Annotated in this window: 21 protein-coding genes; 9 read left to right on the top strand and 12 right to left on the bottom strand. The window is 73.7% G+C overall.

What is annotated here, in order from left to right:
* Window positions 1–53 precede the first annotated feature (53 nt).
* Window positions 54–2,075: a glycosyl hydrolase gene (locus AC3CCI_RS06025; protein WP_488628400.1), complete on the top strand. Its 2,022-nt coding sequence runs from the start codon at window positions 54–56 to the stop codon at window positions 2,073–2,075.
* 118 nt (window positions 2,076–2,193) lie between these two features.
* Here the strand turns inward: AC3CCI_RS06025 and AC3CCI_RS06020 are convergent, their stop codons facing one another.
* On the bottom strand, window positions 2,194–3,849 hold the full coding sequence (locus AC3CCI_RS06020) for an outer membrane protein assembly factor BamB family protein (RefSeq protein WP_488628399.1): 1,656 nt from the start codon (window positions 3,847–3,849) through the stop codon (window positions 2,194–2,196).
* Between the two features lie 188 nt (window positions 3,850–4,037).
* Here AC3CCI_RS06020 and AC3CCI_RS06015 point away from each other — a divergent pair, with 188 nt between their 5' ends.
* Together AC3CCI_RS06015 and AC3CCI_RS06010 are read left to right on the top strand one after the other, a co-directional pair.
* The gene (locus AC3CCI_RS06015; RefSeq protein ID WP_488628398.1) at window positions 4,038–4,193 is read left to right on the top strand and encodes a hypothetical protein; all 156 of its coding nucleotides are present in this window, start codon (window positions 4,038–4,040) and stop codon (window positions 4,191–4,193) included.
* A 4-nt stretch (window positions 4,194–4,197) separates the two neighbouring features.
* On the top strand, window positions 4,198–4,671 hold the full coding sequence (locus tag AC3CCI_RS06010; RefSeq protein ID WP_488628397.1) for a GNAT family N-acetyltransferase: 474 nt from the start codon (window positions 4,198–4,200) through the stop codon (window positions 4,669–4,671).
* A 190-nt stretch (window positions 4,672–4,861) separates the two neighbouring features.
* Here the strand turns inward: AC3CCI_RS06010 and AC3CCI_RS06005 are convergent, their stop codons facing one another.
* Complete coding sequence (locus AC3CCI_RS06005) at window positions 4,862–6,658, bottom strand: hypothetical protein (protein ID WP_488628396.1); 1,797 nt, start codon at window positions 6,656–6,658, stop codon at window positions 4,862–4,864.
* A 138-nt stretch (window positions 6,659–6,796) separates the two neighbouring features.
* On the opposite strand from AC3CCI_RS06005, the gene AC3CCI_RS06000 reads away from it, so the two are divergent.
* Window positions 6,797–8,344 carry an APC family permease gene (locus AC3CCI_RS06000; RefSeq protein WP_488628395.1) on the top strand — a complete coding sequence of 516 codons (1,548 nt, stop codon included), beginning with the start codon at window positions 6,797–6,799 and terminating at the stop codon, window positions 8,342–8,344.
* A 162-nt stretch (window positions 8,345–8,506) separates the two neighbouring features.
* On the opposite strand, the gene AC3CCI_RS05995 is transcribed toward AC3CCI_RS06000, so the two are convergent.
* A complete protein-coding gene (locus AC3CCI_RS05995; RefSeq protein WP_488628394.1) occupies window positions 8,507–9,199 on the bottom strand; it encodes a peroxiredoxin-like family protein in 693 nt (230 codons plus the stop codon).
* A gap of 244 nt (window positions 9,200–9,443) precedes the next feature.
* On the opposite strand from AC3CCI_RS05995, the gene AC3CCI_RS05990 reads away from it, so the two are divergent.
* Window positions 9,444–9,908 carry an MSMEG_6728 family protein gene (locus AC3CCI_RS05990; protein ID WP_488628393.1) on the top strand — a complete coding sequence of 155 codons (465 nt, stop codon included), beginning with the start codon at window positions 9,444–9,446 and terminating at the stop codon, window positions 9,906–9,908.
* 168 nt (window positions 9,909–10,076) lie between these two features.
* Here the strand turns inward: AC3CCI_RS05990 and AC3CCI_RS05985 are convergent, their stop codons facing one another.
* The 4 genes from AC3CCI_RS05985 to AC3CCI_RS05970 all read right to left on the bottom strand — a co-directional run bounded on the left by AC3CCI_RS05985 (window position 10,077) and on the right by AC3CCI_RS05970 (window position 17,940).
* The gene (locus AC3CCI_RS05985) at window positions 10,077–10,769 is read right to left on the bottom strand and encodes a peroxiredoxin-like family protein (RefSeq protein WP_488628392.1); all 693 of its coding nucleotides are present in this window, start codon (window positions 10,767–10,769) and stop codon (window positions 10,077–10,079) included.
* Window positions 10,770–10,923: 154 nt separating this feature from the next.
* A complete protein-coding gene (locus tag AC3CCI_RS05980; RefSeq protein ID WP_488628391.1) occupies window positions 10,924–11,700 on the bottom strand; it encodes an Fpg/Nei family DNA glycosylase in 777 nt (258 codons plus the stop codon).
* Window positions 11,701–11,703: 3 nt separating this feature from the next.
* Window positions 11,704–16,698 (bottom strand): Lhr family ATP-dependent helicase, encoded by a 4,995-nt coding sequence (locus AC3CCI_RS05975; RefSeq protein WP_488628390.1) that lies wholly within the window; start codon window positions 16,696–16,698, stop codon window positions 11,704–11,706.
* Between the two features lie 42 nt (window positions 16,699–16,740).
* Window positions 16,741–17,940 carry a Fic family protein gene (locus AC3CCI_RS05970; protein ID WP_354594376.1) on the bottom strand — a complete coding sequence of 400 codons (1,200 nt, stop codon included), beginning with the start codon at window positions 17,938–17,940 and terminating at the stop codon, window positions 16,741–16,743.
* A 142-nt stretch (window positions 17,941–18,082) separates the two neighbouring features.
* Here AC3CCI_RS05970 and AC3CCI_RS05965 point away from each other — a divergent pair, with 142 nt between their 5' ends.
* The 3 genes from AC3CCI_RS05965 to AC3CCI_RS05955 are packed head-to-tail and all read left to right on the top strand — an operon-like array spanning window position 18,083 to window position 20,059.
* Window positions 18,083–18,727 carry an FMN-dependent NADH-azoreductase gene (locus tag AC3CCI_RS05965; protein ID WP_488628389.1) on the top strand — a complete coding sequence of 215 codons (645 nt, stop codon included), beginning with the start codon at window positions 18,083–18,085 and terminating at the stop codon, window positions 18,725–18,727.
* 50 nt (window positions 18,728–18,777) lie between these two features.
* Complete coding sequence (locus AC3CCI_RS05960; protein ID WP_354594374.1) at window positions 18,778–19,050, top strand: hypothetical protein; 273 nt, start codon at window positions 18,778–18,780, stop codon at window positions 19,048–19,050.
* Between the two features lie 10 nt (window positions 19,051–19,060).
* Window positions 19,061–20,059, top strand: coding sequence for an aldo/keto reductase (locus AC3CCI_RS05955; RefSeq protein ID WP_488628388.1), 999 nt, complete (start codon window positions 19,061–19,063; stop codon window positions 20,057–20,059).
* 37 nt (window positions 20,060–20,096) lie between these two features.
* On the opposite strand, the gene AC3CCI_RS05950 is transcribed toward AC3CCI_RS05955, so the two are convergent.
* Window positions 20,097–20,669, bottom strand: coding sequence for a phosphatase PAP2 family protein (locus AC3CCI_RS05950; protein WP_354594372.1), 573 nt, complete (start codon window positions 20,667–20,669; stop codon window positions 20,097–20,099).
* Between the two features lie 145 nt (window positions 20,670–20,814).
* On the opposite strand from AC3CCI_RS05950, the gene AC3CCI_RS05945 reads away from it, so the two are divergent.
* Window positions 20,815–21,708: an SDR family oxidoreductase gene (locus AC3CCI_RS05945; protein ID WP_488628387.1), complete on the top strand. Its 894-nt coding sequence runs from the start codon at window positions 20,815–20,817 to the stop codon at window positions 21,706–21,708.
* 412 nt (window positions 21,709–22,120) lie between these two features.
* On the opposite strand, the gene AC3CCI_RS05940 is transcribed toward AC3CCI_RS05945, so the two are convergent.
* From AC3CCI_RS05940 to AC3CCI_RS05925, 4 genes are all read right to left on the bottom strand, one after another.
* A complete protein-coding gene (locus AC3CCI_RS05940) occupies window positions 22,121–22,978 on the bottom strand; it encodes an NAD-dependent epimerase/dehydratase family protein (RefSeq protein WP_488628386.1) in 858 nt (285 codons plus the stop codon).
* Entirely contained in the window at window positions 22,975–23,958 is a 984-nt protein-coding gene (gene pip, locus AC3CCI_RS05935) for a prolyl aminopeptidase (protein WP_488628385.1), read from the bottom strand. Before pip ends, AC3CCI_RS05940 begins: the two co-directional genes overlap by 4 nt.
* A 110-nt stretch (window positions 23,959–24,068) precedes the next feature.
* Window positions 24,069–24,500, bottom strand: a complete 432-nt coding sequence (locus AC3CCI_RS05930) for a DUF1810 domain-containing protein (protein ID WP_488628384.1) — start codon at window positions 24,498–24,500, stop codon at window positions 24,069–24,071.
* Between the two features lie 38 nt (window positions 24,501–24,538).
* On the bottom strand, window positions 24,539–25,216 hold the full coding sequence (locus AC3CCI_RS05925; RefSeq protein WP_488628383.1) for an SIMPL domain-containing protein: 678 nt from the start codon (window positions 25,214–25,216) through the stop codon (window positions 24,539–24,541).
* Window positions 25,217–25,305: the final 89 nt, after the last annotated feature.

Here is a 25,305-nt window from a genome sequence, read left to right as displayed (position 1 = left end):
CGGCCCTCCGCCGCCTCGTCGCCGGGGTCGCCCTCGGCACGGCCGGCGCGCTCGTGCTGGCCGGCTGCACCGGCGGCTCGGGCACGGACGGCGACGGCGACACGACCGGGCGACCCGACGCCGCGGGCGACGTGCTGCCCGCCTCGCAGGTCGACCCCCTGGTCGCCGCCCTGCCGCAGGAGTCGGTCGGCGCCGTGCCGACCACGCGCCTCGCCGACGGGCTCGTCCCGCCGACCAACACCTGGTTCTCGGGGCTCGCGTTCGGCGACGAGCCGCAACCGGTGTTCCCGTTCCCGATCTCGTTCCAGCTGACCGACGGCGGCTTCGCGGCGGGGCTGCCCACGCCCGTGGCCTCGGAGAAGGCGATCGTCGGGCCCGCCCTGCCCGACGTCACCCTCGACGTCGGCGCCACCGCGACCGAGGTCAGCGCCTACGACAAGGTCTCGGTGACCGTCGCCCACCTCGACGGCGACACGGTGCTCGGTCACACGACCGTCGCCGAAGGGTCGCCGCTCGTCTCTTACACCGCCGCCACGGCGCAGGCCGACACCCTCGGCATCGCCGTGACGAGCGTCGGCGAGGGGCGCGGCACGCTGACGGTCGGCGACGCGACCTGGGGCGTCGTCGTCACGGGCGGCGACCTCGACGGCACGGCCGTCCGACTCGACGAGGGCGGTTCGGTCGTGCTCGTGCCGGTGCCCGACGGAGCCGACGCCGACCAGGTGGGGACGGTGCTCGACGCGGCCGCCTCGCCGCTGGTGTCGGTGACCACCGGGCACCGCGCCTCCGGGTCCGGGTCGTCGGCGGTCTCGACCACCGAGCTCGGCTACGAGACCGCGGCCGGCGGCGACACCCTGCTGGTGTCGGCGCCGCACATGGGCGACTCGGCGACGGGCGGCGACACCGGGCTGAGCTACGAGACGATCTACGGCACCGTGCCGGTGGCGGTCGGCACGTCGCTCTCGTTCGACGCGCCCGTCACGACGGCCTCGCCCGAACTCGACCTCTCGGGCCTGAGCGACGACCAGCGGCAGCAGCTCGGCGACCAGGTGAAGGCCGACGTCTCCTCGACGACGGAGCCCGCGGCCGACACCTACTTCGGCGGCAAGGCGCTGTACCGGTCGGCCATGCTGATGCAGCTCGCCGAGCAGCTCGGCGACGACGCCTCGGCCGACACCCTCCGCGCGTCGATCGTCGACCGGCTCGACACCTGGACCGACCCCTCGGGCTGCGAGACGCGCGATCAGGAGTGCTTCGTCTACGACCCCGCCGTTAAGGGCGTCGTCGGCAAGGTCGCGTCGTTCGGCTCGGACGAGTTCAACGACCACTACTTCCACTACGGGTACTTCCTCTACGCGGCCGGCGTGGTCGCCGCCGACGACCCCCAGCTGGCCGAGCGGTGGCAGCCCGTGATGGACCTGCTGGCGGCCGACATCGGCTCGGGCTCGGGCAACGGGTCGTTCCCCGACCAGCGGGCGTTCGACCCGTACTGGTCGCACAGCTGGGCCTCGGGCTACGCGCCGTTCGCCGACGGCAACAACCAGGAGTCGTCGTCCGAGGCGGTCACCGCCTACGCCGGGCTGTCGCTCTGGGCGGCCGCGACGGGCGACGAGGCACTCGGCGGCGAGGCGTCGTGGTTGCTCAGCAGCGAGGCGTCGTCGGCGCTCGCCTACTGGCTGAACCCCGACCTGAGCGGCCCGACGGCGGACGGGTACGACCACGCCATCGTGTCGCTGACCTGGGGTGGCAAGCGCGACTACGGCACCTGGTTCTCGGCCGAACCGTCGGCGATCGCCGGCATCCAGTTGATCCCGCTCAGCCCGTCCTCGGTGTCGTACCTGACGTCGTCGGCCGCCGGCGGTGCCGAGCAGATCGCCGCCGTCGTCGACGAGGCCGCGGCGTCGGGCTTCGACGCGCCCCTCGGCGACTACGTGCTGATGTACTCGGCCCTCCAGGGGCCCGACCAGGCGACGGCGGCCCTGGCGGCACTGGCCGACCTGCCCGAGTCGGGCATCGACGACGGCAACTCGCGGGCCTACGCGATGGCCTACGTCATGAGCGCCGAGGCCCGGTAGCCGGAGCCCGGCAGGCAGAGGAGGCGCGGGTCCGGTCACGACGACACCGCCGAGTGGACGAGGCACCGCGGCACGCGGCGGTGCCCTGTCCGCTCCGCGGCGTCGGAGCGGCGTGGCCTCAGCCGACCTCGCGCACCGGGTCGACCAGCCGCACCGGGTCGACGAGCCGTCGCACGCTGCCGTCCGGCTGGTTCGCCACCAGCACGCCGCCCCAGAAGCCGAGCTGGTCGCTCTCGCTGTCGAGCTGCCACAGGCGGTGGCCGTCGGCGAGGTCGAACGCCGTGACGACGGAGGTGCGGCCGCCCGACGGCGAGGTCGTGGCGTAGCCGGTGGTCCGGCCGACGAGCGCGATCTGCGACTCGCCCGGAACGGCCGCGCGGGCGACCTCGTCACCGGTCGTCGCGTCGAGCAGCCGGACGGTGCGCTCGTCCGCCTCGTCCGACGTGAGGTCGCCGGACGCCGCCGCCGCGCCTCCCGGCTCGAAGGTCTGCGCGAACACGAGCGAGCCGCGGTCGCCGGCCGGGTCGGTCGTCACGCGGGCGAGGCCGTGGCGCCGGTCGCGTGGCGGGGTGGTCCAGAGCTCGGCTCCCGTGCGTCGGTCGACGCAGACCACCCCCGGCGTGGTCGAGAAGACGAGGCAGGCGTCCGTCGGCTGCACGCCGCGGTCCTGGCGGTAGCCGTGTCGCCACCGTTCGGTCCCGTCGAGCGAGAGGGCGACCACGGTGCCGTCGGTGTCGCCGGTCGAGGTGGGGATCGCGGGGTCGAGGCCGACCACGACGAGGCCGCCGTCGACGGTGAGCGTCGTGGCCGTGGGCAGGTCGGGGCCCCACGGCGTGGTCTCGCCGGTCCGCCCGTCGACCGCGGTGATCACGCCGTCGTCGAGGAGCAGCAGGCCGTCGGGCGTGAGCGCCTCGTCCTGGCGGCCCGACGTCTCGCCCGTCCAGACCGGGGTGTCGAGGTCGTCGGCGCGGTAGAGCGCGAACTCGCCCGTGCCGGGCTCGGAGTCGTAGTACACCGCCGAGTCCTGGTACGAGAACTCGGGGTCGCTCGAGACGAGCACCCAGGAGGCGGTGGCGTCGGTCAGGCGGGCGCGCCCGTTCGCCGACGTGGTCACGTCGGTCAGCTCGCCCGTCGCGAGGTCGAGGCGGCCGTAGCCCGAGGCGAAGCCGTCCTCGCCGAAGCCGAGCGACGAGACGAGCGTCGTGCCCGTGGCGTCGTCGGCCGGCCAGACCTGGACGAACCCGCTACCCGCGTCGAGCTCGGCGCCGAGGTCGACCCACCAGCGGACCGTGCCGTCGACGGGGTCGACGCGCGCCAACCGGCTCGAGGTCTGCGCCGTGCCGCCGAAGCCGCCGTCGAAGCGGCACCCCGCGTCGCTCGCGGCACCGGTGGCGGCGCCGTCGTCCGTGCCGTCACCGCTCGCGCTGACCAGCACGTCGCCGCCGAGCACGTCGGGGCCCACGCGGGGCTCGGCCTGCCAGAGCAGGCACTCGGCCCGGTCGTCGGGCACCCCGACGTCGGCGGGGGTGAGCGTCCACGACGCGGCCACGGGCTCGTGCCGCAGGTCGTCGCCGTCGACGCCGTCGAGCGCGACGGCCGACGGGTACCGGGGTGCCTCGACGAGGCCGACGGTCGTGACCAGCGCCGCGGTCACGACGACCGCGGCGGTCACGAGCGCGAGGCGACGGGCCCGGGAGGCGCGGTGCCAGGCGGCCGCGGAGCTCCGGCGGGCGCGCGCGAGCGGCGGGTCGCTCGGCGAGGCCTGGTCCGTCACCCGGCCATGCTACGAGTCGGGTGCGCGCCCGGGCCGTGAGGTCGCCCGGGGCCCGACCCGCGCCTCCTCGGCCCTCGGGGCCGCCCGTTAGGCTGATGCGGGTCGTCCCGCCCCCGCCCCGCCCATGAAGGAGCCGCGCCATCGAAGCCGTCGTCATCTCGATACTCGCCCTGGCGATCGTCGTGCTCGTGGTGGTCCAGGTGATCTACCGTCGCCGCGTGCTGCAGCGCCGCGAGGCCTCGGGGCAGCGCGTCGTCGGCCGCGGCAGCTACGTCGTGTTCGCCGTTATGGCGGCGTTCCTGCTCTTCGCGGTGTTCGTGTTCCCGCTGCTCGTGCGGGGGTAGCGCGATGCGCCCCGGTGCGGCGGCCGACGTCGAGGCGTGCGTGGCGGTGTGGGTCGCGGCGTGTGCCGCCCGCGACGGACGCGCCGTCGGCGGGGTCGCCGAGAGGGCCCGGCCGAAGTTCGACGCGGCCGTCGTCTGGCTGGTCGCCGACGGCTCGGACGGTTCCGACGGCATCGACGGCTTCGTCCTGGCGACGCGTCCCGGCAGCGGTCTGACCGGCGACCCCGCCGACGCAGCGGTCCTCGGTCTGCTGGCGACGAGCCCCGGGGTCCAGTCCCGGGGGCTCGGGCGCTCCCTGCTGAGGGCGGCGACGCGAGAGCTCGCCGCTCGTGGGCACGAGCGTGTCGTGCTGCATGCGCTGCTCGACGACGTCGGGGCCGTCCGGCTCTACGAGAGCGAGGGGTGGACGCCCGCGGGCGTGCCGTTCGAGCACTCGCTGCTGGAGAGGCCCGTGCAGCGGTTCGAGCGGGTGCTCTGACTCAGTCGCCGCCGGTGCGGGCGAAGCCGGAGCGGAACGCGAAGACGGCCGCCTGGACGCGAACGGTGCCGCGGTGCCTCCGCCGCACAGCACCACGTCCTGGACACAGCACCACGACCAGTCGTGGTGTCGTGCCCACCTCGGGGTGTCGTGCCCACCTCGTGGTGTCGTGCCCGCCCGCGCCGCGCCGTCACCCGCGGTCGGCCACCGCCGTCGGGTCGTCGAGGCGGTGGACGACGCCGTCCTGCCCCGTGACCACCAGGTGCGGACCCCAGAAGCCGACGTCGATCGCGTCGGCGGGGGAGGTGCGCCAGAGCTCGCGGTGGCTGTGCCCGTCGAAGGCGACGACGGACGTCCGGCCGTCGACGCCGAACGCGAGGTGGTAGGTGGTCGTGCGCCCCTGGGCCAGCGGCACCGAGTACCCCGGCAGTGTCGCCGTGAAGGCCACGTGCCCGTCGTCGGCGTCGAAGGTCGTGACGGTCGAGCTCTCGTCCGCGAAGCTGCTCGAGGGCGAGACGGACACCTGCACCTGGTCGAACGCCGAGTCCGGCAGGGGGTTCCAGCCCGACTGCACGGTCTGACCGCTGCGGACCGGGACGGTCGTCGTCCAGCGGGCCTCGCCGGTCGAGGGTGACAGGCAGGTGACCGAGACCCGGCCGACGGGGTCGTCCGCGTCGCCGGCGTCACCCGGGCCCCGGGGCCCCTCGACGACGGGGTCGCCACTGGCCACGGTGGCCGTGACCGTGACGCAGCGGTCCGACACGATCAGCGAGGCGTCCCCCGGCAGGTCGGCCGACCAGTCGATCGTGCCGGGGTCGTCCTGCGAGAACGCGACGAGGCGCTGTCCGTCGATCGCCGCGAACGCGACGAGCACGTGGTCGCCCGCCTGCTCGGGCCAGCCGTACGTGTCGTCGTCGATCGGCACGGCGTGCTCGGCGCCGGTCGTGGCGTCGATCACCCGCGGCCCCTCGCCCGCCGTCGTCAGCACGTACAGCTCGTCGTCGAACAGGGTGACGGTCGCCTGGGCCGCTTCGTCCCCCCGCCACGACACCGTGTCGAGGTCGTCGAGCGGGCGCAGCTCGAACTCCGTCCGGTCGCCGTCGTCCGTCGTCGGACCCGTGCCGTCGGCCCCGAAGCGCGAGCGCGGCTGGTGCGAGACGAGGACGCTCGACGACGAGACGCCCTCGACGCGCGTGACCTGGTCGGCGTCGGTCGACTCGACGGCCGCGGACCGGTCGGTCACCTCTCCCGTGGCCAGGTCCAGCCGGGCGAGGGTCGAACCGGTCTCGACGTCGACGGTCAGGGTGGCCGCCCGGCCGTCGCCGTCGAGCGTCACCGACACCGAGCGCACCGCCCGGCCGAGGGCCGTCGCCACGTTCGTGCTCCAGGTCACGTCGCCGGTCTCGCCGTCGACCCGGGCCAGGCGCCCGCCCGCCCCGCCGCACCGGTCGGACAGCTCGGCCGACTGCGCCGCCATGATCGCGTCGTCACCGACCCCGCCGACCCGCAGGTAGTAGGCGCAGCCGTCGGGCGTGCCCGGCGTCAGCTCGGCGGTCAGGTCGGTGCTCCAGACCGTCGTGGTCGGCTCGCCGCGCAGGTCGTCGACCAGCATCGCGGGCCGCGCCGGCTCGTCGTACCGCGGCTGGACCGCGAAGCCCGCTCCCGCGACGACCGCGGTCACGGCGGCGACGGCGCCGACCGTCAGTGCCAGGCGACGAGCCCGGGAGGCGCGGGTCCAGACCCGGCGCAGCGCGCCCGGCACCCGCCCGCCCGGCGCCTGCCGTGGCGACCGCCGTCCACGCCGGCCTGCTCCGGTCGTCTCCCTGCCGTCGCGATCGTCGTCGTGGTGGTCGTGACCGTCGAGGACGGTCGCGCGGTCACCGGGGTGACCGGGCACCGAGGCGGGCAGCCTCGGGGAGCCGGCCCGCGCCTCCCAGGCCGTCGGCGGGCGCTCGGGACGCACCGGCTGCCACGACCGTCCGCTCATGCCGACCCCCTCAGGTCGCCATGCTACGAGACGGGACCGGTCCACCGGTATGCTGGCGCGTCGTCCCCCGAGGAGGGGGCCTCACCCCGCCCGCACGACCCCGGGGCGCCACCCCGCCCGCACCACCCAGGAGGCAGCATGAGCACCGTCCCCAAGGCCCGGGGTCTCGGCACCCTGTGGCGCACCAAGTCGGTCGAGTCGTCGCTCGCCGACTCGACCGGGCCCGAGAACGGGCTGAAGCGCTCGCTCGGCGTCACCGACCTGACGCTCATGGGCATCGCCGTCGCGGTCGGGGCCGGCATCTTCTCGGTCGGCGCCAACGCCGCGGCGAACTTCGCGGGCCCGGGCGTCACCCTGTCGTTCCTGCTGGCCGCCGTCACCTGCGGTCTGGCGATCATGTGCTACGCCGAGTTCGCCTCGACGATCCCCGTGGCGGGCAGCGCGTACACCTTCACCTACGCCACCCTCGGCGAGTTCCTGGCCTGGATCATCGGCTGGGACCTCATCCTCGAGACCCTCACCGGCGCCGCGGTGCTCGCCAAGTACTGGGGCATCTACCTCAGCACGGTGTTCGAGGGCTTCGGGCTCGACGTGCCCGCCACCCTGTCGATCGGGCCGCTCGAGCTCAGCTGGGCTCCGTTCGTCATCGTCGCCTTCTTCACCGTGCTGCTCGTCCTCGGCACGCAGCTCAGCTCTCGCGTGGGCAGCGTCTTCACCGTCGTCAAGGTGGCGATCGTGCTGTTCGTCATCGTGGTCGGCTTCTTCTTCGTCAAGGCGTCGAACTACACGCCGTTCGTGCCCGAGTCGCAGCCCCGCCCGGCCGGCGAGGGCGACGTCTGGACGCAGTCCCTCTTCTCGTTCGTCTCGGGTGCCGAGCCGGCGCAGTACGGCGTCTTCGGGCTGCTCGCCGGCGCCTCGCTCGTCTTCTTCGCCTTCATCGGCTTCGACGTCGTCGCGACCAGCGCCGAGGAGGTCAAGGACCCTCAGAAGACCATGCCGCGCGGCATCTTCCTCGGCCTCGCCATCGTCACCGTGTTGTACGTGCTCGTGTCGATCGTGCTGACCGGCATGGTGTCGTACCGCGACCTCGCCTCGGTCGAGGCCCCGACGCTGGCGACCGCGTTCGACCTCGTCGGCGTGGGCTGGGCCGCCCAGGTGATCGCGATCGGCGCCCTGATCGGCCTGACCACGGTCATCATGGTGCTGCTGCTCGGCCTCGCCCGCATCGTCTTCTCGATGGCACGCGACGGCCTGCTGCCCCGCTGGCTCGCGAAGACCTCGGCCGTCCGCAAGACGCCCGTGCGCGTCCAGGTCATCGCCGGCGTGCTCGTCGCCCTGATCGCCGGGTTCACCGACGTCGGCGTCCTCGAAGAGATGATCAACATCGGCACCCTGTCGGCCTTCGTGCTGGTCAGCGTCGGCGTCATCGTGCTGCGCCGGACGCGCCCCGACCTGCCGCGCGCCTTCCGGGTGCCGCTGTCGCCCGTGCTGCCGATCCTGTCGGCCGTGCTCTGCGTGTGGCTCATGTTCAACCTGACGACGCTGACCTGGGCACGGTTCGCGATCTGGCTCGTCATCGGCGTGGTCGTGTACCTCGCCTACGGGCGTCGCCACTCGCGCGTCGGGCTCGGCGAGGACGCCGCGGCACCGGCGCCGGCCGTCGACGCCGGTGGCCCGCCGCGCTGAGCGGCACGGCCGATCGACGACGGACCCCGTTCGCGACGACGGACCCCGCACACTCGGGGTTCGTCGTCGTGGCCGGGGTCCTTCGCCGTGTGCCCGGCGCAGCGAGGTGACCGGCGCTGCCGGGCCGAGCGCGCCTCCTCGGGGTCGGGAGGCGCGCGAGGGTCAGGAGGCGCGGGGCACGTCGAGCGCGTCCACCGCGGCCACGACGTCGTCGACCTCGGTGCGCGTGGTGTAGTCGACGTGGACGTCGGCGAAGACGACCTTGCCGTCACGGTCGACGACGAGGACCGTCGGGAACGGCACGTCGGCGGTGGCGTCGGCGTTGCTGTCGGCGACGTCGAAGCCGAGCCCGCTGTGCACCTCGCGGGCGGCCGCGACCGGCTCGGTCTGGATGCCCAGCGCGCGGACGAGCACGTTGCCCGGGTCGGACAGCACGGGGAACTCGAGCCCGCCGTTCGCGACCGACCGTTCGCTGGCCTCCGGCGTCTGCGGGCTCACGGCCACGAGGGCGACCCCGCGCTCGCGCAGGCGGGGCAGCAGTTCGGCCTGGTACGTCTGGAGGGTCAGGTTGCAGTACGGGCACCAGGCGCCGCGGTAGAAGACGAGCACGGCGACCGACTCGCCCACCGTCTCGGACAGCGACACCTCGGCGCCCGACGTGTCGACGAGGGTGGCGTCGACGATCGTGTCTCCGAGCCGGACGGCCGAGGCCGGGACGCCCGCGTCACGCAGGCCGGACTGCTCGTCGTCGAACACCTTCGCGGCGTCGGAACCGATCCGGGCGTTGAAGCCCTCGGTGAACTCGCTCACCTGGTCGGCGATGGAGGTCGCGGCGCTGGCGTCGTGGGTCGACATGGGGTCCTCTCGGCGGGGCGGTGGCTCGTCGGGTGCGTGCCCTGGGCGACCGGCCCGCGGCGGCACCCCGGGAGGTTCGGCGCGAGGGGGGACGTGCGGTCACGTCCGGTCGCCGGGGTCGATCGTAGACGGTGCGAGGGGTGACGTCCGTCCCGGGCCGGGTGACGTTCGCATTCGTCCCCGGGCCGGTGGCGGTGGGGTGGGCCGGGGGACGCGCGCCGGGACGGGCGTGTTGGCTGGTCGCATGCAGACGTTCCTCCCGTACGCCGACCTGCGAGCCAGCGTCGAGGTGCTCGACGACCGCCGACTGGGCAAGCAACGGGTCGAGACGTTGCAGGTCATGCGGGCGCTCGTCGTCCCCGGCTACGGCTGGCAGAACCACCCGGTCACGGCGATGTGGCGCGGCTACCGTCCGGCCCTGATGGCATACCAGGTCGAGACCTGTGCGGCGTGGGCCTCCCGCGGGTTCGCGGACACCTGCCTCGAGAAGACGCTCGCCACCCTCGACGAGGTGCCGGCCGACGCCGCCGCCTTCCGGGCGGGCGACTACGACCTGCCACCGTGGTTCGGCCGTGACGACGTCCATCGCTCGCACCGCTCGAAGCTGCTCGCGAAGGCCCCGGAGTCGTACGCCGAGTCCTTCGGCGACGAACCCGCCGACCTCGACTACGTCTGGCCGGTCTCGACGGCGCACGGCACGCCGACCTGACCGGGGCCGCGGTACGGGCCGGTCGGGTCGCGTGCCGACGAGCGCAGGCCGCGTGCTGAGCGCTCGGGCCGCGCGCCGACGCGCTCGGGCCGCGCGCCGACGCGCTCGGGCCACGTGCCGACGCGAGCGGACCGCCTGCCGACGCGCTCGGGCCGCGCGCCGACGCGCTCAGGCCGCGCGCGCCTCCAGCAGGTCGAGGGCGGCGACGATCTCGTCGACCTCGGTGCGGGTGGTGTAGTCGGTGTGGACGTCGGCGAACACCACGGTGCCGTCGTGGTCGATCACGAGCACGGTCGGGAAGGGGATCTCGCCGGTCGCGTCGGCGTTGCTGTCGGCGACGTCGAAGCCGAGCTGCGTGTGCACGGCCCGGGCGTCGGTGCTGGGCTCGGTGCGGATGCCCAGGGCACCGCTCAGCACGTTGCCGGGGTCGGACAGCACGGGGAACTCGAGCGCGCCGTTCGCCACCGACGCCTCGGACCCCTCGGGCGTCTGCGGGCTGATCGCGACGAGGGCGACCCCGCGCTCGCGCAGGCGGGGCAGCAACTCGGCCTGATAGGTCTTGAGGGTCAGGTTGCAGTAGGGGCACCACGAGCCCCGGTAGAACACCAGCACGGCGGGCCCCTCGCCGACCGTCTCGGCGAGCGAGACCTCGTCGCCGCGGGGCGTCAGCAGGGTCGCCTCGACGAGGGTGTCGCCGGGGGCGACGGCGCCGTCGGGCACGCCGGCCTCGCGCAAGGCACTCTGCTCGTCGGCGAACACCTTCGAGAAGTCGGGGCCGATCTGGGCCGTGAAGCCCTCGTCGAACTCGGCGACCTGGTCGGCGATGCGGCGGTCGGGGGTGGGGGTGCTGGCGTTCGACATGGTCGTCCTCTCGCGGTGACGGGCTCGCCGGGTACGGCCGTCGGGTGCCGACGATCGTAGGCACGTCGCCCGGTGCCGAGCCGGTGCGTCGTCACGCAGCGTCACACGCCGAAGCCGACCCCGACGCGGACGCCGAGGCGGAGGTGGCCGGTGATCAGCTCTGGCAGTGCGGGCACCAGTACGTGTCGCGCAGCTCGAGCTCGCTCTCGCCGAGCTCGCCGCGGACGATCTTCGTGCCGCACCGCAGGCAGGGCTTGCCCGCCCGGCCGTAGACCCAGTCGGTCGTGCCCCGCAGGTTGCCCGTGGTGGTGCGGTCGACGCGGTCCTTGTTGGCCTGGATGAGCCGGTGGGCCAGGTCGATCATCTTCGGTCGGTTCTCGACCTCGCCGACGGGTCGCGTGGGCAACACGCCCCGCAAGAAGCACAGTTCGTTGCGGTACACGTTGCCGACCCCGGCGAGCACCCGCTGGTCGAGCAGCGCGAGCCCGACCTCGCGGGTCGGGTCGGCCTCGAGGTTCGCGAGGGCGCGGCCGGCGTCCCAGTCGGGGCCGAGCAGGTCGGGGCCGAGGTACGACACGACGCTGTCGTCGTCGTCACGGGCCACCAGTTCGACGATCCCCAGGTCGAAGCCGACGGCCACCCAGTCGGCGGTCTCGAGCACGACGCGGGCCTGGTAGGCCGGGCGCTTCCACTTCGTGCCGTGACGGTAGACGTGCCACGACCCCTCCATCTTGAGGTGCGTGTGCAGCGTCAGGTCGCCGATGTGGTGCAGCAGGTGCTTGCCCCGGGCGACGACGTCGTCGACGACCTCGCCGGTCAGGTCGACCGTGGCGAACGCCGGCACCCGGAAGTCGCTGGCCGTGAGCGTCTGGCCGTGCAGCACCGCGTCGAGGTTCTTCGCGGCACGGTAGACGGTGTCTCCTTCGGGCATCGGTCAGGACCTCAACCGGATGCCGCTCGGCGTGGGCGCGAAGCCGGCGTCGAGCAGCGCGTCGCCGAGCGGGGTGCCCAGGACGAACTCGCCGTCGACCCGCTCGACGGCGAGCTTGCCGATGCGGTTGCGGACGGTCGCGGCGAGCGACGCGGCCGCGAGGGCGAGCTCTCGGTCGTCGGGATCGCCGAAGGTCAGCACGGTCTTGCCGCCCCGCTCGACGTAGACGACGAGTCGGCCGTCGACGAGCACCACGAGCGACCCGGCCTTGCGGCCGGGCCGGTGCCCGGACTTCTTCTTGCCGCCGGTGGCCCCGTCGGCCGTCTCGGCGTGGGCGGACCCCGAGGAGGCGCGGGTCGAGCCCGCCGCGGAGCCAGCCTCGTCGCGCGTCCCGGCCCCGGTCGCCGTGCTCGCCGCCGCGGAGGTGGCGGCTCGTGCCGCCGCGCTCGTCACGGCCGCGGCCTCGTCTGCGGGTGCGCCGTCGAGCGTCTGGCCCGGCCACGGGAGGGCGGCGCCGTAGGGGTTGGCCGGGTCGGTCGCGGCCAGCGTGACCACGGGCACGTCGCGTTGACGGCCCGCGGCGACCAAGGCGTCGTCGTCGCGTCGGTCGCCCTCGTCGCGGACGAACGACCGCAGTCGGTCGACGGTCGGCCCGGTGGCGAACTGGGCCGCGCCGAGCCCCTCGACGAAGTAGCCGCGGCGCGCCCGGCCGGTCTCTTCGAAGCCGCTCAACACCTTGTAGGCCGTCGAGAAGCCACCGCGGACGCCTTCGTTGACGACCGCGCCGCGCGTGACGACGCCGTGCCGCTCGAGCAGGATCTCGGCCGTCGCGGCGGCGCGCACCGTGCCGTCGGGTTCGGCGAGGGGCAGCAGCGACCACCGCCCGCCCACCGTCGGGGGACCGGCCTGGCGGGGCATGGCCACACGACCGCGACTGCGGTACGACGAGCGGGAGCGCGTGGGCGTGCGCGGCTTCGACGTGCGGCCGCCGCCGACCTGGGTGCGCAGCGGCGCGAACGTGTCGTTCGTGATCTGGCCGGCCCAGACGAGTTGCCAGACGGCCGTGACCAGCGAGTCGTCGTCGGTGCTGCCGACGGCGTCGGAGAGCTGCCGGAAGAAGTACGCACCCCCGCCGGCGAGGGCGGCGAGCACCTCGCGCTGCAGGTCGTCGGTCTCGGCTCCGGACGGTTCGGGCAGCGTCACCTGGGCGCCGTCGGCGAGGTGCAGGCTGACCCAGCCGTCGTGGCCGGGGAGGGTGCCGGTGCCCGACCAGATGACGTCGCCGGTCGCCGTGAGCTCGTCGAGCATCGAGGGGTTGTAGTCGGTCACGCGCGCCGGCAGGATCAGGGACTCCCACGCCGAGGCGGGCAGCGAGACGCCGCTGAGCTGGTCGACGACCTGCACGACGCCGTCGAGCCCTCGCAGGCCCGAGCCCTTCTGCCCGGTGGCGACGTGCTGCCACGCGGGCAGGAAGCGACCGAGGGTCTCGGGGGCGACGGGCTCGACCTCGTGCCGCAGGGCGGCGAGCGACTTGCCGCGCAGCCGACGCAGCACCTCGGAGTCGCACCACTCGCTGCCCTGCTGACGCGGCCGGAACTCGCCCTCGACGACGCGGCGCTGGGTGGCGAGCTTGCGCAGGGTGTCCAGGACGACGGCGGTGCCGAGGCCCAGCCGCTCGGCGACCATCGTGGGGGTGAACGGCCCGTGGGTGCGGGCGAACCGGCCGATCAGGTCGCCCAGGGGGTCGTCGACGGGTTCGACGAACGCGGTGGGCACGCCGATCGGCAGGGCGACCCCGAGGGCGTCGCGGAGGCGCGAGGCGTCTTCGATGCCGGCCCAGCGCACCGTGCCGGCGTGCGTGAAGCGCAGCACGCGGTTCGACCACGCGAGGTCGGTCAGGGCGGTCTCGAGCGACCGGTGGGCGTCGTCGCGAGCGGCGACGTCACCGGTCACGAGGGTGGCGGCGAGCCAGCTGCGGTCGATGATCTCGTCGGTGGTCAGCGGGCCGAGCAGCCGCAGCAGGTCGACGACGCCCTCGATGTCGCGGGCCCGACGGTCGGGGGCGAGACGCTGCAGCTCGAGTTCGTGCTGGTCGATGACGTCGGCGTCGAGCAGCTCACGCAGCTCGGCGCGGCCCAACAGCTCTTGCAGCAGGCTCGAGTCGAGCGACAGGGCGGCGGCCCGACGTTCGGCGAGCGGCGAGTCGCCCTCGTACATGAAGGCCGCCACGTAGCCGAACAGCAGCGATCGCGCGAAGGGCGACGGCACCTCGGTCTCGGTCTCGACGATGCGGACGGTACGGCTGGCGAGGTCGCGGGTGAGGCTCATCAGGGCCGGCAGGTCGTACACGTCTTGCAGCACCTCGCGCACGGCCTCGAGCACGATCGGGAACTGCGGGTACTTGCGGGCGACGTCGAGCAGCTGCGACGACCGTTGGCGCTGCTGCCAGAGCGGGGAACGCTTGCCGGGGTTGTACCGGGGCAGCAGCAGCGCTCGGGCGGCGCACTCGCGGAAGCGCGACGAGAACAGCGCCGAGCCGCCGACCTCTTCGGTGACGATCTCGTCGAGGTCGTCGAGTTCGAACGAGAACAGCTCGGCCCCGGGCGGCTCGGCGTCGGTGTCGGGGATGCGCACGACGATGCCGTCGTCGGCCGCCATCGCACCGCCGTCGACCCCGAGCTGGTCGCGGATCCGCGCCGAGACGGCCAGGGCCCACGGGGCGTGGACCTGCATGCCGTAGGGCGAGTGCAGGATGAGCCGCCAGTCGCCGAGCTCGTCGCGGAAGCGCTCGACGACGAGGGTGGTGTCGGTCGGCACGTACGCGGTGGCGGCCTTCTGTTCGGCGAGGAAGGCGATCAGGTTGCGGGCGGCGCGTTCGTCGAGGCCCCCGGCCGCGACGCGGGTCGTGGCGTCGGCCTCGTTCGAGTTCGACAGCTCGCGGACGTAGCCGCCGATCGCCTTGCCGAGCTCGGCGGGCCGCCCGATGCCGTCGCCCTTCCAGAAGGGGACGCGCCCCGGCTGGCCGTACGCAGGCGAGACGAGCACGCGGTCGTGGGTGATGTCCTCGATGCGCCAGCTCGTCGCCCCGAGGGCGAACACGTCGCCGACCCGCGACTCGTAGACCATCTCTTCGTCGAGCTCTCCGACGCGGGCGGCCTTCTCGCCGACCATGAAGACGCCGAACAAGCCGCGGTCGGGGATCGTGCCACCGCTGGTGACGGCAAGGCGCTGGGCGCCGGGTCGACCGGTCAGCGTGCCGTGCACGCGGTCCCAGACGATGCGGGGCCGCAACTCGGCGAACTCGTCGGACGGGTACTTGCCGCTGAGCAGGTCGAGGGTGGCGTCGAAGGCCGACCGGGGCAGCGTCGCGAACGGCGCGCTGCGCCGGACGGTGTCGAACCAGGCGTCGGCGTCGAGCTCGTCGAGGGCGACGGCGGCCACCGTCTGCTGCGCCAGCACGTCGAGGGGGTTGGTCGGCACGCGGAGCTCTTCGATCAGCCCGGCCACCATCCGTTCGGCGGCGACGGCGGAGTGGATGAGGTCGGCCCGGTGCTTCGGGAACAGCACGCCGCGTGAGGTCTCGCCGACCTGGTGCCCGGCCCGCCCCACGCGCTGCAGGCCGCTGGCGACCGAGGGCGGCGACTCGACCTGGATGACCAGGTCGACCGCACCCATGTCGATGCCGAGCTCGAGCGAGCTCGTCGCGACGACGCAGCGCAGGCGGCCGCTCTTGAGGTCGTCCTCGATGAGGGCGCGTTGGTCTTTCGACACCGATCCGTGGTGGGCGCGGGCGAGCAGGGGCTCGCTGCCCGCGGTCTGGCCCGAGCCGCCCATCAGCTGGGCGGGGGCGCCGCCGCCCACGGCCGCGTTGCGCTGTGGTGCGGGGGCCGGTGCGAACGGGTCGACGGTGTCACCGGCCGGGCCGTCGCCGACGCGACCGGCCGCGACCAGCTCGCCCCGCGCCTCCTGGTCGTCGTCACCGGCGTCGCCGTCCGCCGAGGCGGCGCGGGTCGCCGAGGCGCCGGACCGTGCGTCCTCGGTGGCCCGCACGGCGGCCTCGAGGTCGCCGCCCTGGCGTTCGATCCAGATGTCGTTGAGCCGGGCCGTCAGGCGTTCGGCCAGGCGGCGCGAGTTCGAGAAGACGATGGTCGACCGGTGCGCCGCGATCAGGTCGACGATGCCCTCTTCGACGTGGGGCCAGATCGAGCCCTGCGGCGCCGCGCCGGCCGCCGAGCCCTCGAGCGGCGCGGCAGTGCCTAGTTCGGTCATGTCGTCGACGGGGACGACGACCCGCAGGTCGAACTTCTTGTCGGCGCGCGGGTTGACGATCGTGACCGGGGCCGGGCCGGCGAGGAATCGTGCGACCTCTTCGGGCGGTCGCACGGTGGCGCTGAGCCCGATGCGCTGGGCGGGCTTCTCGAGCAGGGCGTCGAGGCGCTCGAGCGAGAGGGCCAGGTGGGCGCCGCGCTTGGTGGACGCCACGGCGTGCACCTCGTCGACGATGACGGTCTGCACGCCCTTGAGGGTCTCGCGCGCCTGGGACGTGAGCATCAGGTAGAGGGACTCGGGCGTGGTGATGAGGATGTCGGTCGGAGTGCGGGCCAGCCGACCGCGGTCGCTCGAGCTGGTGTCGCCCGACCGGACCCCGACCGTGATGTCGGGTGCCTCGGTGCCCAGCCGCCTGGCGGTCTGGGTGATGCCCACGAGCGGCGAGCGGAGGTTGCGCTCGACGTCGACGCCGAGCGCCTTGAGGGGCGAGATGTAGAGCACGCGGGTGCGGTGCAGCTTCTCGTCGGGCGGCGGCGACGAGGCCAGCGAGTCGATCGACCAGAGGAACGACGCGAGCGTCTTGCCCGAGCCGGTGGGCGCGATGACGAGGGCGTGGTCGCCCTGGCTGATGGCCGTCCAGGCACCCTCTTGCGCCCGCGTCGGCGCGGCGAAGGCCCCCCGGAACCACTCGCGGGTCGCGGGGGAGAAGCGGTCGAGAACGTCGGTCATCGGTGCCATCCTGCTCTGCACCACCGACATTCCGCCGGGGGTTCAGCTGAGCACGGTGGCCTCGCCCCGGCGTCCGGACCGTGCCGCGAAGGCGTCGAGGGCCGAGAGGACCTCGTCGGCCCGCCAGATGGTCCCCAGCTTGTACTCGGCCTTCTGCTTCAGGACGCCCGACTCGACCAAGCGACGGAGCAGCGGGTAGACGTTGCTCGGGGCGAGCGACAGACGCGCGGCCGCGGTCGCGGCGTCGAGGACGGGCTGGTGGACGAGCAGGTCGAGCAGGCGCCAGACCGACGAGTCGCGACGTGCCGTCACCCGGGTCGTCCACGACGCCCGTACCTCGTGGAGGTCGTCCACGAGCCTGCGGGCGTTCGCGACCGCGCGCAGGGACGCTTCGGCCGTCAGCCGCACGATCGGGTCGAGCTCGCCCGCTCGGTAGGCGGTCAAGGCCCGGTGGTACGCGTCGACGTCCGTCAGCAGGCCGGCCGAGACCGGCACCGTCACGGATCGAGTGACCCCTTTGGAGCGCAGCATCGCCTGGGTCAACGATCGCCCCGTCCTGCCGTTGCCGTCCGTGAAGGGGTGGATCGTCTCGAACTGGGCGTGGGTCACGGCGGTCTGGACGAGGACGGGTAGATCGTCGCGTCGTGCGAAGGTCAGGCAGTCGTCGAGCAGGCCCGGGACCCGTTCGCTGACGGGGGCGACGAATTCGGCGCCGACGGGGCTGGCGCTGCTGCGGCCGATCCAGACCTGCTCGCTCCGGAGGGCACCCGGCGTGTGTCGCACGTCCGACGCCATCAGCGTGGCGTGCATCGTCAGGACGGAGGCGGGGGTCAACTCGTCGGCCAGGTCGATCGCCGCCGACATGGCCCGCGTGTTCGCCGCGATCAGGGTCGCGTTGCGCTTGCGTTCGTCCCCGAGTTCGGCCGAGAACACGGATCGGGCGTTCGCGGTCAGGTTCTCGATGCGCGACGAGGCGACGGCCTCGCTGCGCAGCAGGAGCGGGGCGAAGGCCGCCACCTCGCCGCCGAGGGTGGCATCGAAGCGGGTCAGTTCGAGAGAGGCGTCCTCGGCGAGAGCGGCGACCTCGGGCGACGGAGCGGGGTCGAGAGCGCCGATCAGCGGGGGCACCGCCGCACGGAACACGGCCGGGCGGAACGGCTCGGTGCGCAGCCCGGCCGTCGGGCGCCCGGACGGCACCCACGCGACCTGCTCGTGGTCGAGGGGAGGCCAGATGGCGGTCACGACACCTCACAAGTCAGAATCCGGTCCGTTCGTTTTATGACTTGCAACACTAAGTCATAATCGCTGTGCCGAGAACGTCATTCGTCACCCGGCGGCGCGACCATCGGCCGACGGCGTCGGCGGCCCCGGCTACGGTGGGCGCATGCCGAACCTGCTGCACCTCGACTCGTCCGCCGACCTCGCGACGAGCCGTTCGCGTGCGATCACCGCGGCGTTCGCCGACGCCTGGCGCGCCCTCGGCGACGACCACACCGTCACCCGTCGCGACCTGCACGTCGACCCCCTGCCGCACCTGAGCGACAGCTCGCTGCACTGGCCGCCGCGCCTCCGTCAGCCGGGCGACGCCCCCGACCCCGCGCACGAGGCGCTGCAGCAGGCGCTGATCGCCGAGCTCGTCACCGCCGACGTCGTGGTGATCGGAGCCCCGCTCTACAACTACTCGCTGCCCTCGACGCTGAAGGCCTGGGTCGACAACGTCCACCTGCCCGGGGTCACCGCCCCGTTCGACGGCGACGACCAGCAGCCGATGCTCGGGCGTGCTGCGGTCGTCGTGACCAGCCGCGGCGGCTCGTACGACCCCGGCACCCCGACGGCCGGCCGGGACCACGCCGTCCCGGTGCTCGAGATCGTCCTGGGCGCGACCCTCGGCATGCGCGTCGAGACCATCACGACGAACCTCACGCTCAGCGACCGGTTGCCCATGCCCGACGAGGCGCGCGAGCGTGCCGTCCGCGAGCTCGGCGAGGCGATCGAGGCGGCGGTCGCCTCGGCCCGTCGCCTCGGTTGACCGTGTCGTCGCGCGCCCGGGGCGGTCGTCGGGCCGGTGCCGTGCGTCGCGTGAAGTCCGTCGTCGCTCGGGTCTTCGGCATGCTGGCGGCCGCGCTCGCCGTCATCGGGCTCGTCCGGCTGCTGCAGGGGCAGGCCGGGTTCGGTGCCGCGTTCCTGTTCGCCGCCTTCGTCTCTGTCGTCGTGTCGTACGCCCTCGTCCGCAGCGTGAACGCGTCCCGAAGTCGTCCCGACGGCCGGCGCCGGCCCGACGGGCCAGGTCGTCCCGACGGGCGGCGCCGGCCCGACGGGCAGCCTGGGCGGGGCGGCGACCGTCGTCGCTAGGCTCGGAGGCATGCAGAGCCGCACCCTCGGAACCCGTTCATCCTTCCTCGCCGACCGACCCGTCTCGGTCGTCGGCCTCGGCACCTGGCAGCTCGGTGCCGACTGGGGCGACGTCTCCGAGAGCGACGCGCTCGACGTGCTGGGCGCCTCCGTCGAGTCGGGGGTGACCTTCTTCGACACGGCCGACGTCTACGGTGACGGCCGCAGCGAGCAGATCATCGGGCGCTTCCGCGCGTCGAACCCCGACCTGCCGTTGACCGTCGCCACCAAGATGGGTCGCCGCCTCGACCAGGTGCCGTCGAACTACGTCCGTGAGAACTTCGTCGCCTGGACCGACCGCTCGCGTCGCAACCTCGGCGTCGACACGCTCGACCTGGTGCAGCTGCACTGTCCGCCGACTCCCGTGTTCGAGAGCGACGCCGTCTACGACGCCCTCGACGAGCTGGTCGAGGCCGGGGCGATCCGCGCCTACGGCGTCAGCGTCGAGGAGACCGCCCAGGCCCTGACGGCCATCGCCCGGCCGAACCTGGCGACCGTGCAGATCATCCTCAACGCCTTCCGGCTCAAGCCCCTCGACGAGGTGCTGCCCGCCGCGCAGGGTGCCGGTGTCGGCATCATCGCCCGTGTTCCCCTGGCCAGCGGCCTGCTGTCGGGCAAGTACACGACCGAGACGACGTTCGCCGAGAACGACCACCGCACCTACAACCGTCACGGCGAGGCCTTCGACCAGGGCGAGACCTTCAGCGGCGTCGACTTCGAGAAGGGCGTCGCCGCCGCTCAGGAGTTCGCCGCGGCCGTCCCCGACGGCGTCACCGTGCCGCAGGCGGCCCTCGCCTGGATCGTCGAGCAGCCCGGGGTCAGCACGGTCATCCCCGGCGCGCGCAACGTCGCCCAGGCGACCGCGAACGCCGCGGCGGGCAGCGTGGGCGACCTCGACGACGGGCTCGACAGCGAGGTCGTCCGCATCTACGACCAGTACTTCCGCGAGGCCGTGCACGGCCGCTGGTAGCCCCGGCACGACGCCGGGCACCGCGCGACGGGTCGGATCAGCGCGGGCCCGGGGTCGCCACGAGGCGGCCGAGCAACGCCACGCCCGAGCCGATGATCAGCCCGCCGACGACGTCGGACGTCCAGTGCGCCCCCACGTGGAGGCGCGACCACGAGACCGCGCCGGCCAGCGGCACGAGGGCTGCCGCAGCCCCCGGCGACTCGATCGCGACGCCCGTCACGAAGCCGGCCGCACACGCCGCGTGGCCGGACGGGAACGAGGCCGACAGAGGCTGGCTGCGCAGCCGTCGCTCGATCGGGACGTCGTCGATCAGCGGACGGTTGCCGCCGAAGATGCGCTTGCCGACGATGTTCGCCATGGCGCTGGCGAAGCCGAGCGACAGTGCTCCGCGGACGGCGGCCCGGCGCTGGCCGACGAGGGCGAGACCCGTCGCGACGGCCGCCCAGAGCAATCCGTGGTCGGCGAAGTGGCTGAGGCGGCTGAGATTCCGGTCGACGACGGGCACGCCGCGGACGGCGTTGATGCGCGTCGCGGCCCGACGGTCGGCGCGCAGCACCCAGGCGGGCAGGACCTGACGGGGCGTCTCGGAGGGCAAGGGGAGCAGGGGCACCGGTCCACCGTATCTTTCCTCGGGGACCGTGCCCGCGCCTCCTCGGGGCCGCGCCCCGCGTCCCCGGGGCCGACGCACGAGGTCGCGGCCGCGCCGAGGGGTACAAGCTGGCCGGTCCGCGACGGGCGCCGCGTACACCGGGGACATGGCAGACAACATGTACACCCCCCAGAACCCCGTCACCCAGTACCCGCAGCCGCCGTTCGAGCACCAGCAGCAGAGTGCGCCCGGCGACGTCCACGCCATGAAGCCCGAGCCTGACCACGGCGAGACCAGCTACGTCGGCAGCGGCCGCCTCGCCGGCCGCAAGGCCCTCGTCACCGGTGCCGACAGCGGCATCGGTCGCGCCACCGCGATCGCCTTCGCCCGTGAGGGCGCCGACGTCGCGTTGAGCTACCTCGCCGACGAGCAGTCGCAGGCCGAGGAGGTCGCCGCCCTCGTCCGCGAGGCCGGACGCACGGCCGTCCTGCTGCCGGGCGACCTGCAGGTCGAGCAGACCAACGTCGACGTCGTCGAGAAGACGGTCGCCGAGCTCGGCGGCCTCGACATCCTCGCGATCATCGCCGGCGTCATGCCGACCGTCAGCAGCATCGACGACTTCGAGACCGAGACCCTCGACCACGTGCTCAAGGCCAACATCTACCCGCTCTTCTGGCTGACGAAGGCCGCCTCGGCGCACTTGAAGCCGGGGGCGTCGATCATCACGACGTCGTCGATCCAGGGCTTCCAGCCGTCGCCCGACCTCGCCGAGTACGCCGTGTCGAAGGCGGGCATCGCCAACTGGACCCGTGCCATGGCGCAGCAGCTCGCCGAGCGCGGCATCCGCGTCAACGGCGTCGCGCCCGGCCCCGTCTGGACGCCCCTGCAGCCGGCCTTCGTGCCGAACGAGAAGATCGAGAGCTTCGGCTCGGAGGCCGCCTACGGCCGCCCCGGCCAGGCCGTCGAGCTGGCCCCGTCGTTCGTGTTCCTGGCCAGCCAGGAGTCGAGCTACATCAGCGGCGAGACCATCGCCGTCACGGGTGGCACGCCGATCCACTAGGTCGGCACCACACCTCGAGGACGCCGTCGGGGGGACCGGTGCGTCGACCTGCTGATTGCGCCGCCGTCGTGTGGACTGCGCCGACCTGCTGATTGCGCCGCCGTCGTGTGGACTGCGCGCCGCCGTGTGCCGCGGTGCCGTGTCCACTCGGCGGCGTCTTCGTGCGCTGGCCAGGCCAGCCGCGTGCCGAGCGGACTCGGCCTCGCACTCAGACCCCGTCGCCCTCTCGTCGTCAAGCCCTTGCTGCCACATTCCCTGTGCGCCGCCATGTTGACCGTGCGCCGCCGCCTACTGCCGTGTCGAGTCCACACGGCGGTGTCTCGCGCCGCGGCGTGCGCACGCAGACACACCGGGCGGTCGCGGGGCGGGCCCGGCACGGACGGGCCGAACGGGCCGGGACGGTGAGGCGGGGTCAGGGGTGCCGGACGCCCTCGCCCGCGATCACGGCGCGGTACCCCTCACGGTAGGTCGGGTGCGCGAACGCGAACCCGGTGCCGCGCAGGCGAGCGTTCGACAGTTGCTTGTCGCCTCCGGCCTGACGGCCCCGAGGAGGCGCGCTCGGCGGCACGGGCACGCCCAGTTCGCCGGCCACGAACGTCAGCACGTCGTCGAGTCTCGACGGCTCGTCGTCGACTCCGACGTACAGGTCGTCGGTCAGGCCCGGGGTCGTCGTGAGGTGGACGATCGCGGCGGCCGCGTCGTCGCGGTGGATGCGGTTCGTGTGCGGCGAGCTGCCGGCCGGCTCGGCCAACCGGGCCTCGCCCCCTCGCACCTGCTCGATCAGCCGTTCGCGGCCGGGCCCGTAGATGCCGCCGAGCCGGAACACGATGCCGTCGGGTCGGCGCTCGTGCAGCAACGTCTCGGCCTCGAGGATCACCTCGGCCGTGGGCGAGGCCCCGGTCGCCGGGGTCGCCTCGTCGACGACGCTGCCGTCGTCGACGTCGTACACGGCGGTGGACGAGACGAACAGCACGCGGGCGTCGGCGGCACCCGCCTCGTCGAGCGCGTCGAGGACGTTCCGCAGACCGTCGACGTACGACGCCCGGTAGGTGTCGACGTCACGCGACCCCGCCGAGAGGGCGACGACGACGACCTCGGTGTCGGAGGGAAGCGTGGGCCGGGTCGTGCTCAGGTCGATCGAGACCCCCTCGACGGCGTCGGGCAGCAGGTCGGCGGACCGACGGAGCCCGATCACCCGGTGCCCGAGCGACGCGAACCGCAGCGCGGCCTCGGTGCCGAGGTCGCCGCAGCCGGCCAGGACGACCGTCATCGGGTGGCCTCGTCGGTGGAGCCGGCGAACCGGTCGGTCGCCGTGATCAGCGCGTCGAGGATGCCCGGCTCGTCGAACGCGTGACCGGCGTCGTCGACCAGGACGAACTCGGCGTCGGGCAGCGCGGCGTGCAGGTCGAAGGCCGTGGTCGCGGGCGTGCACAGGTCGTAGCGGCCCTGCACGATCACCGTGGGGATGTGCGCCACGAGGTGCGCGTCACGGATCAGCTGCCCCTCGTCGACGAAGCCCCGGTTGACGAAGTAGTGGTTCTCGATGCGGGCGAAGGCCAGCGCGAAGGCGGGGTCGGAGTAGCGCTCGACGAGGTCGGGTCGGGGCAGCAGCGTGATCGCCGAGGCCTCCCACGTCGACCAGGCCACGGCGGCCGGCCCGTGCACGGCCGGATCGGGATCGGCGAGCAGGCGCGAGTAGGCCTCGATCAACCCGCCGGGACGGCGCTCGCGGACCGGCACCGGGGCGAGGTACCCCTGCCATCGGTCGGGCAGCACGTTCGAGGCGGCACCTTCGTAGAACCAGTCGAGTTCGCTCTGCCGCAGGGTGAAGATGCCGCGCAGCACGAGCTCGGTGACCCGGTCGGGGTGCGTCTCGGCGTAGGCCAGCGCCAGGGTCGACCCCCACGAGCCGCCGAACACCTGCCAGCGGTCGATGCCGAGGTGTTCGCGGAGCATCTCGAGGTCGGCGACGAGGTGCTGGGTCGTGTTCGTCGACAGATCGGTGCCGAACGTGCCCGCGTGCGGCGTGCTGCGGCCCGCCCCGCGCTGATCGAGCAGCACGATGCGGTACCGCGCAGGGTCGAAGAGTCGTCGGTGGACCGGCGACGAGCCGCTGCCGGGCCCGCCGTGCAGGAAGACGACGGGCTTGCCGTCGGGATCGCCGCATTCTTCCCACCAGACGTGCTGGCCGTCGCCGACGTCGAGCAGGCCGGAGTCGTACGGTTCGATCTCGGGGTAGAGCGGAGGCATGTCGACGAGCGTAGCCGGGGGCACCGGCGCCGACAGGTGAGGTGACGGGCCTGTGGGCGGTGGGCCGCGCCTCCCGGGGTGGGGGCGAGACGACCGGGGCCGTCCCGCCGTCAGGCTCGGAGGCGGGCGAGCGTCAGGTCGTCCTCGTCGCCGCCGAACCAGCGGTCCAGCACGGCGCGGAACACCCGTTCGGACGGGTCGGCCCGCCCGAACAACGTCATCGACGAGCGCAGCTTGACGGCGTCGATCCCGCCCATCAGGTCGTCCGCACTCGTGGCGGGTGCCTCGAGGACGACGCCCGCGGCCTCGCGCAGTCGGGCTCCGAGCACGGGATGCCCGAGGTAGGCCCGGGCCTCGTCGAGCGACCGGATCGCGTAGGTGCGGTCCATGCCGCTGTGCCCGAGACCGGTGATCTGGGGCAGGACGAACCACATCCAGTGCGACGACTTGCGTCCCCGGCGTAGCTCGCCGAGGGCCCGGTCGTGCGTGCCGCCGGCGTCCTGGGCGCGGACGTACCGGTCGAGGTCGAAGGGGTCGGTCACCGACCCGTTCTACGCCGCGCCCGCCGGACCGGGCCGGGTCAGGCGACGAAGTCGGCGCTGACCTCGGCGGTGACCTCGATGTCGTCGGGGTGCAGGTCGAACGTGGTGGGGCCGCCCGTCGAGAACGTCGCGGCGGCGCGGGTGAGGCCGAACGGGCCGCCACCGCCCGAGGCCCCCGGCCGCAGCCCCGGCTCGAAGACCGACTGCAGCGTCGGTTGCCCGAGCCCGAGCGCCTCGGCGTAGTCGCCGGCGCGGCCGACGGCGTCCGCGATCGCGGCGACCCGGACGGCCTTCTCGACCTCGGGGCGTCGGGCGTGGCTGAGCGACCACTCGATCCACTCGACGGTGACCCCGGGCTCGACCGCGACGTCGCCGACCCAGGCCGCCAGGGCGTCGAAGTCGCTGAACCGCACGTCGACGGCCGCCCGGGTGCGGAACCGCACCACCGAGGAGGCGCGGGTCGCGTCGGACCCGTCGCCGCGGTCGGTCGCCGCCTCGGTCACGACCGCGACCGTGACGCTCTGGGCGCTCCACCAGGTCGCGGCCTCCTGTCGGCGCCAGGCCGTGGCCTGCTCGCTGAGGCGTGCGTGCACCGCGGCGGTGTCGCGGACGACCTGCTCACGGTCGTCGCCGTCGAAGCCCACGGTGAGGTGGACGACGCCGCGCTCGGCACGGTGGCGGTGGGTGGCGGAACCGGACACCGAGAGCGTCGCCATCGCGCGCCTCCTTCGTCTCGACGGGTGCTGCAGGGTCGTTCGGGGGTGCGGGCGAGAGGTCGCGGGCAGTCGACCCGACGCGCACCCGA

It is taken from the genome of Frigoribacterium sp. CF331, from assembly GCF_057787905.1.
The sequence above is the reverse complement of the archived record's forward strand: the minus strand, read 5'-3'. Positions and strand labels throughout refer to the sequence as shown.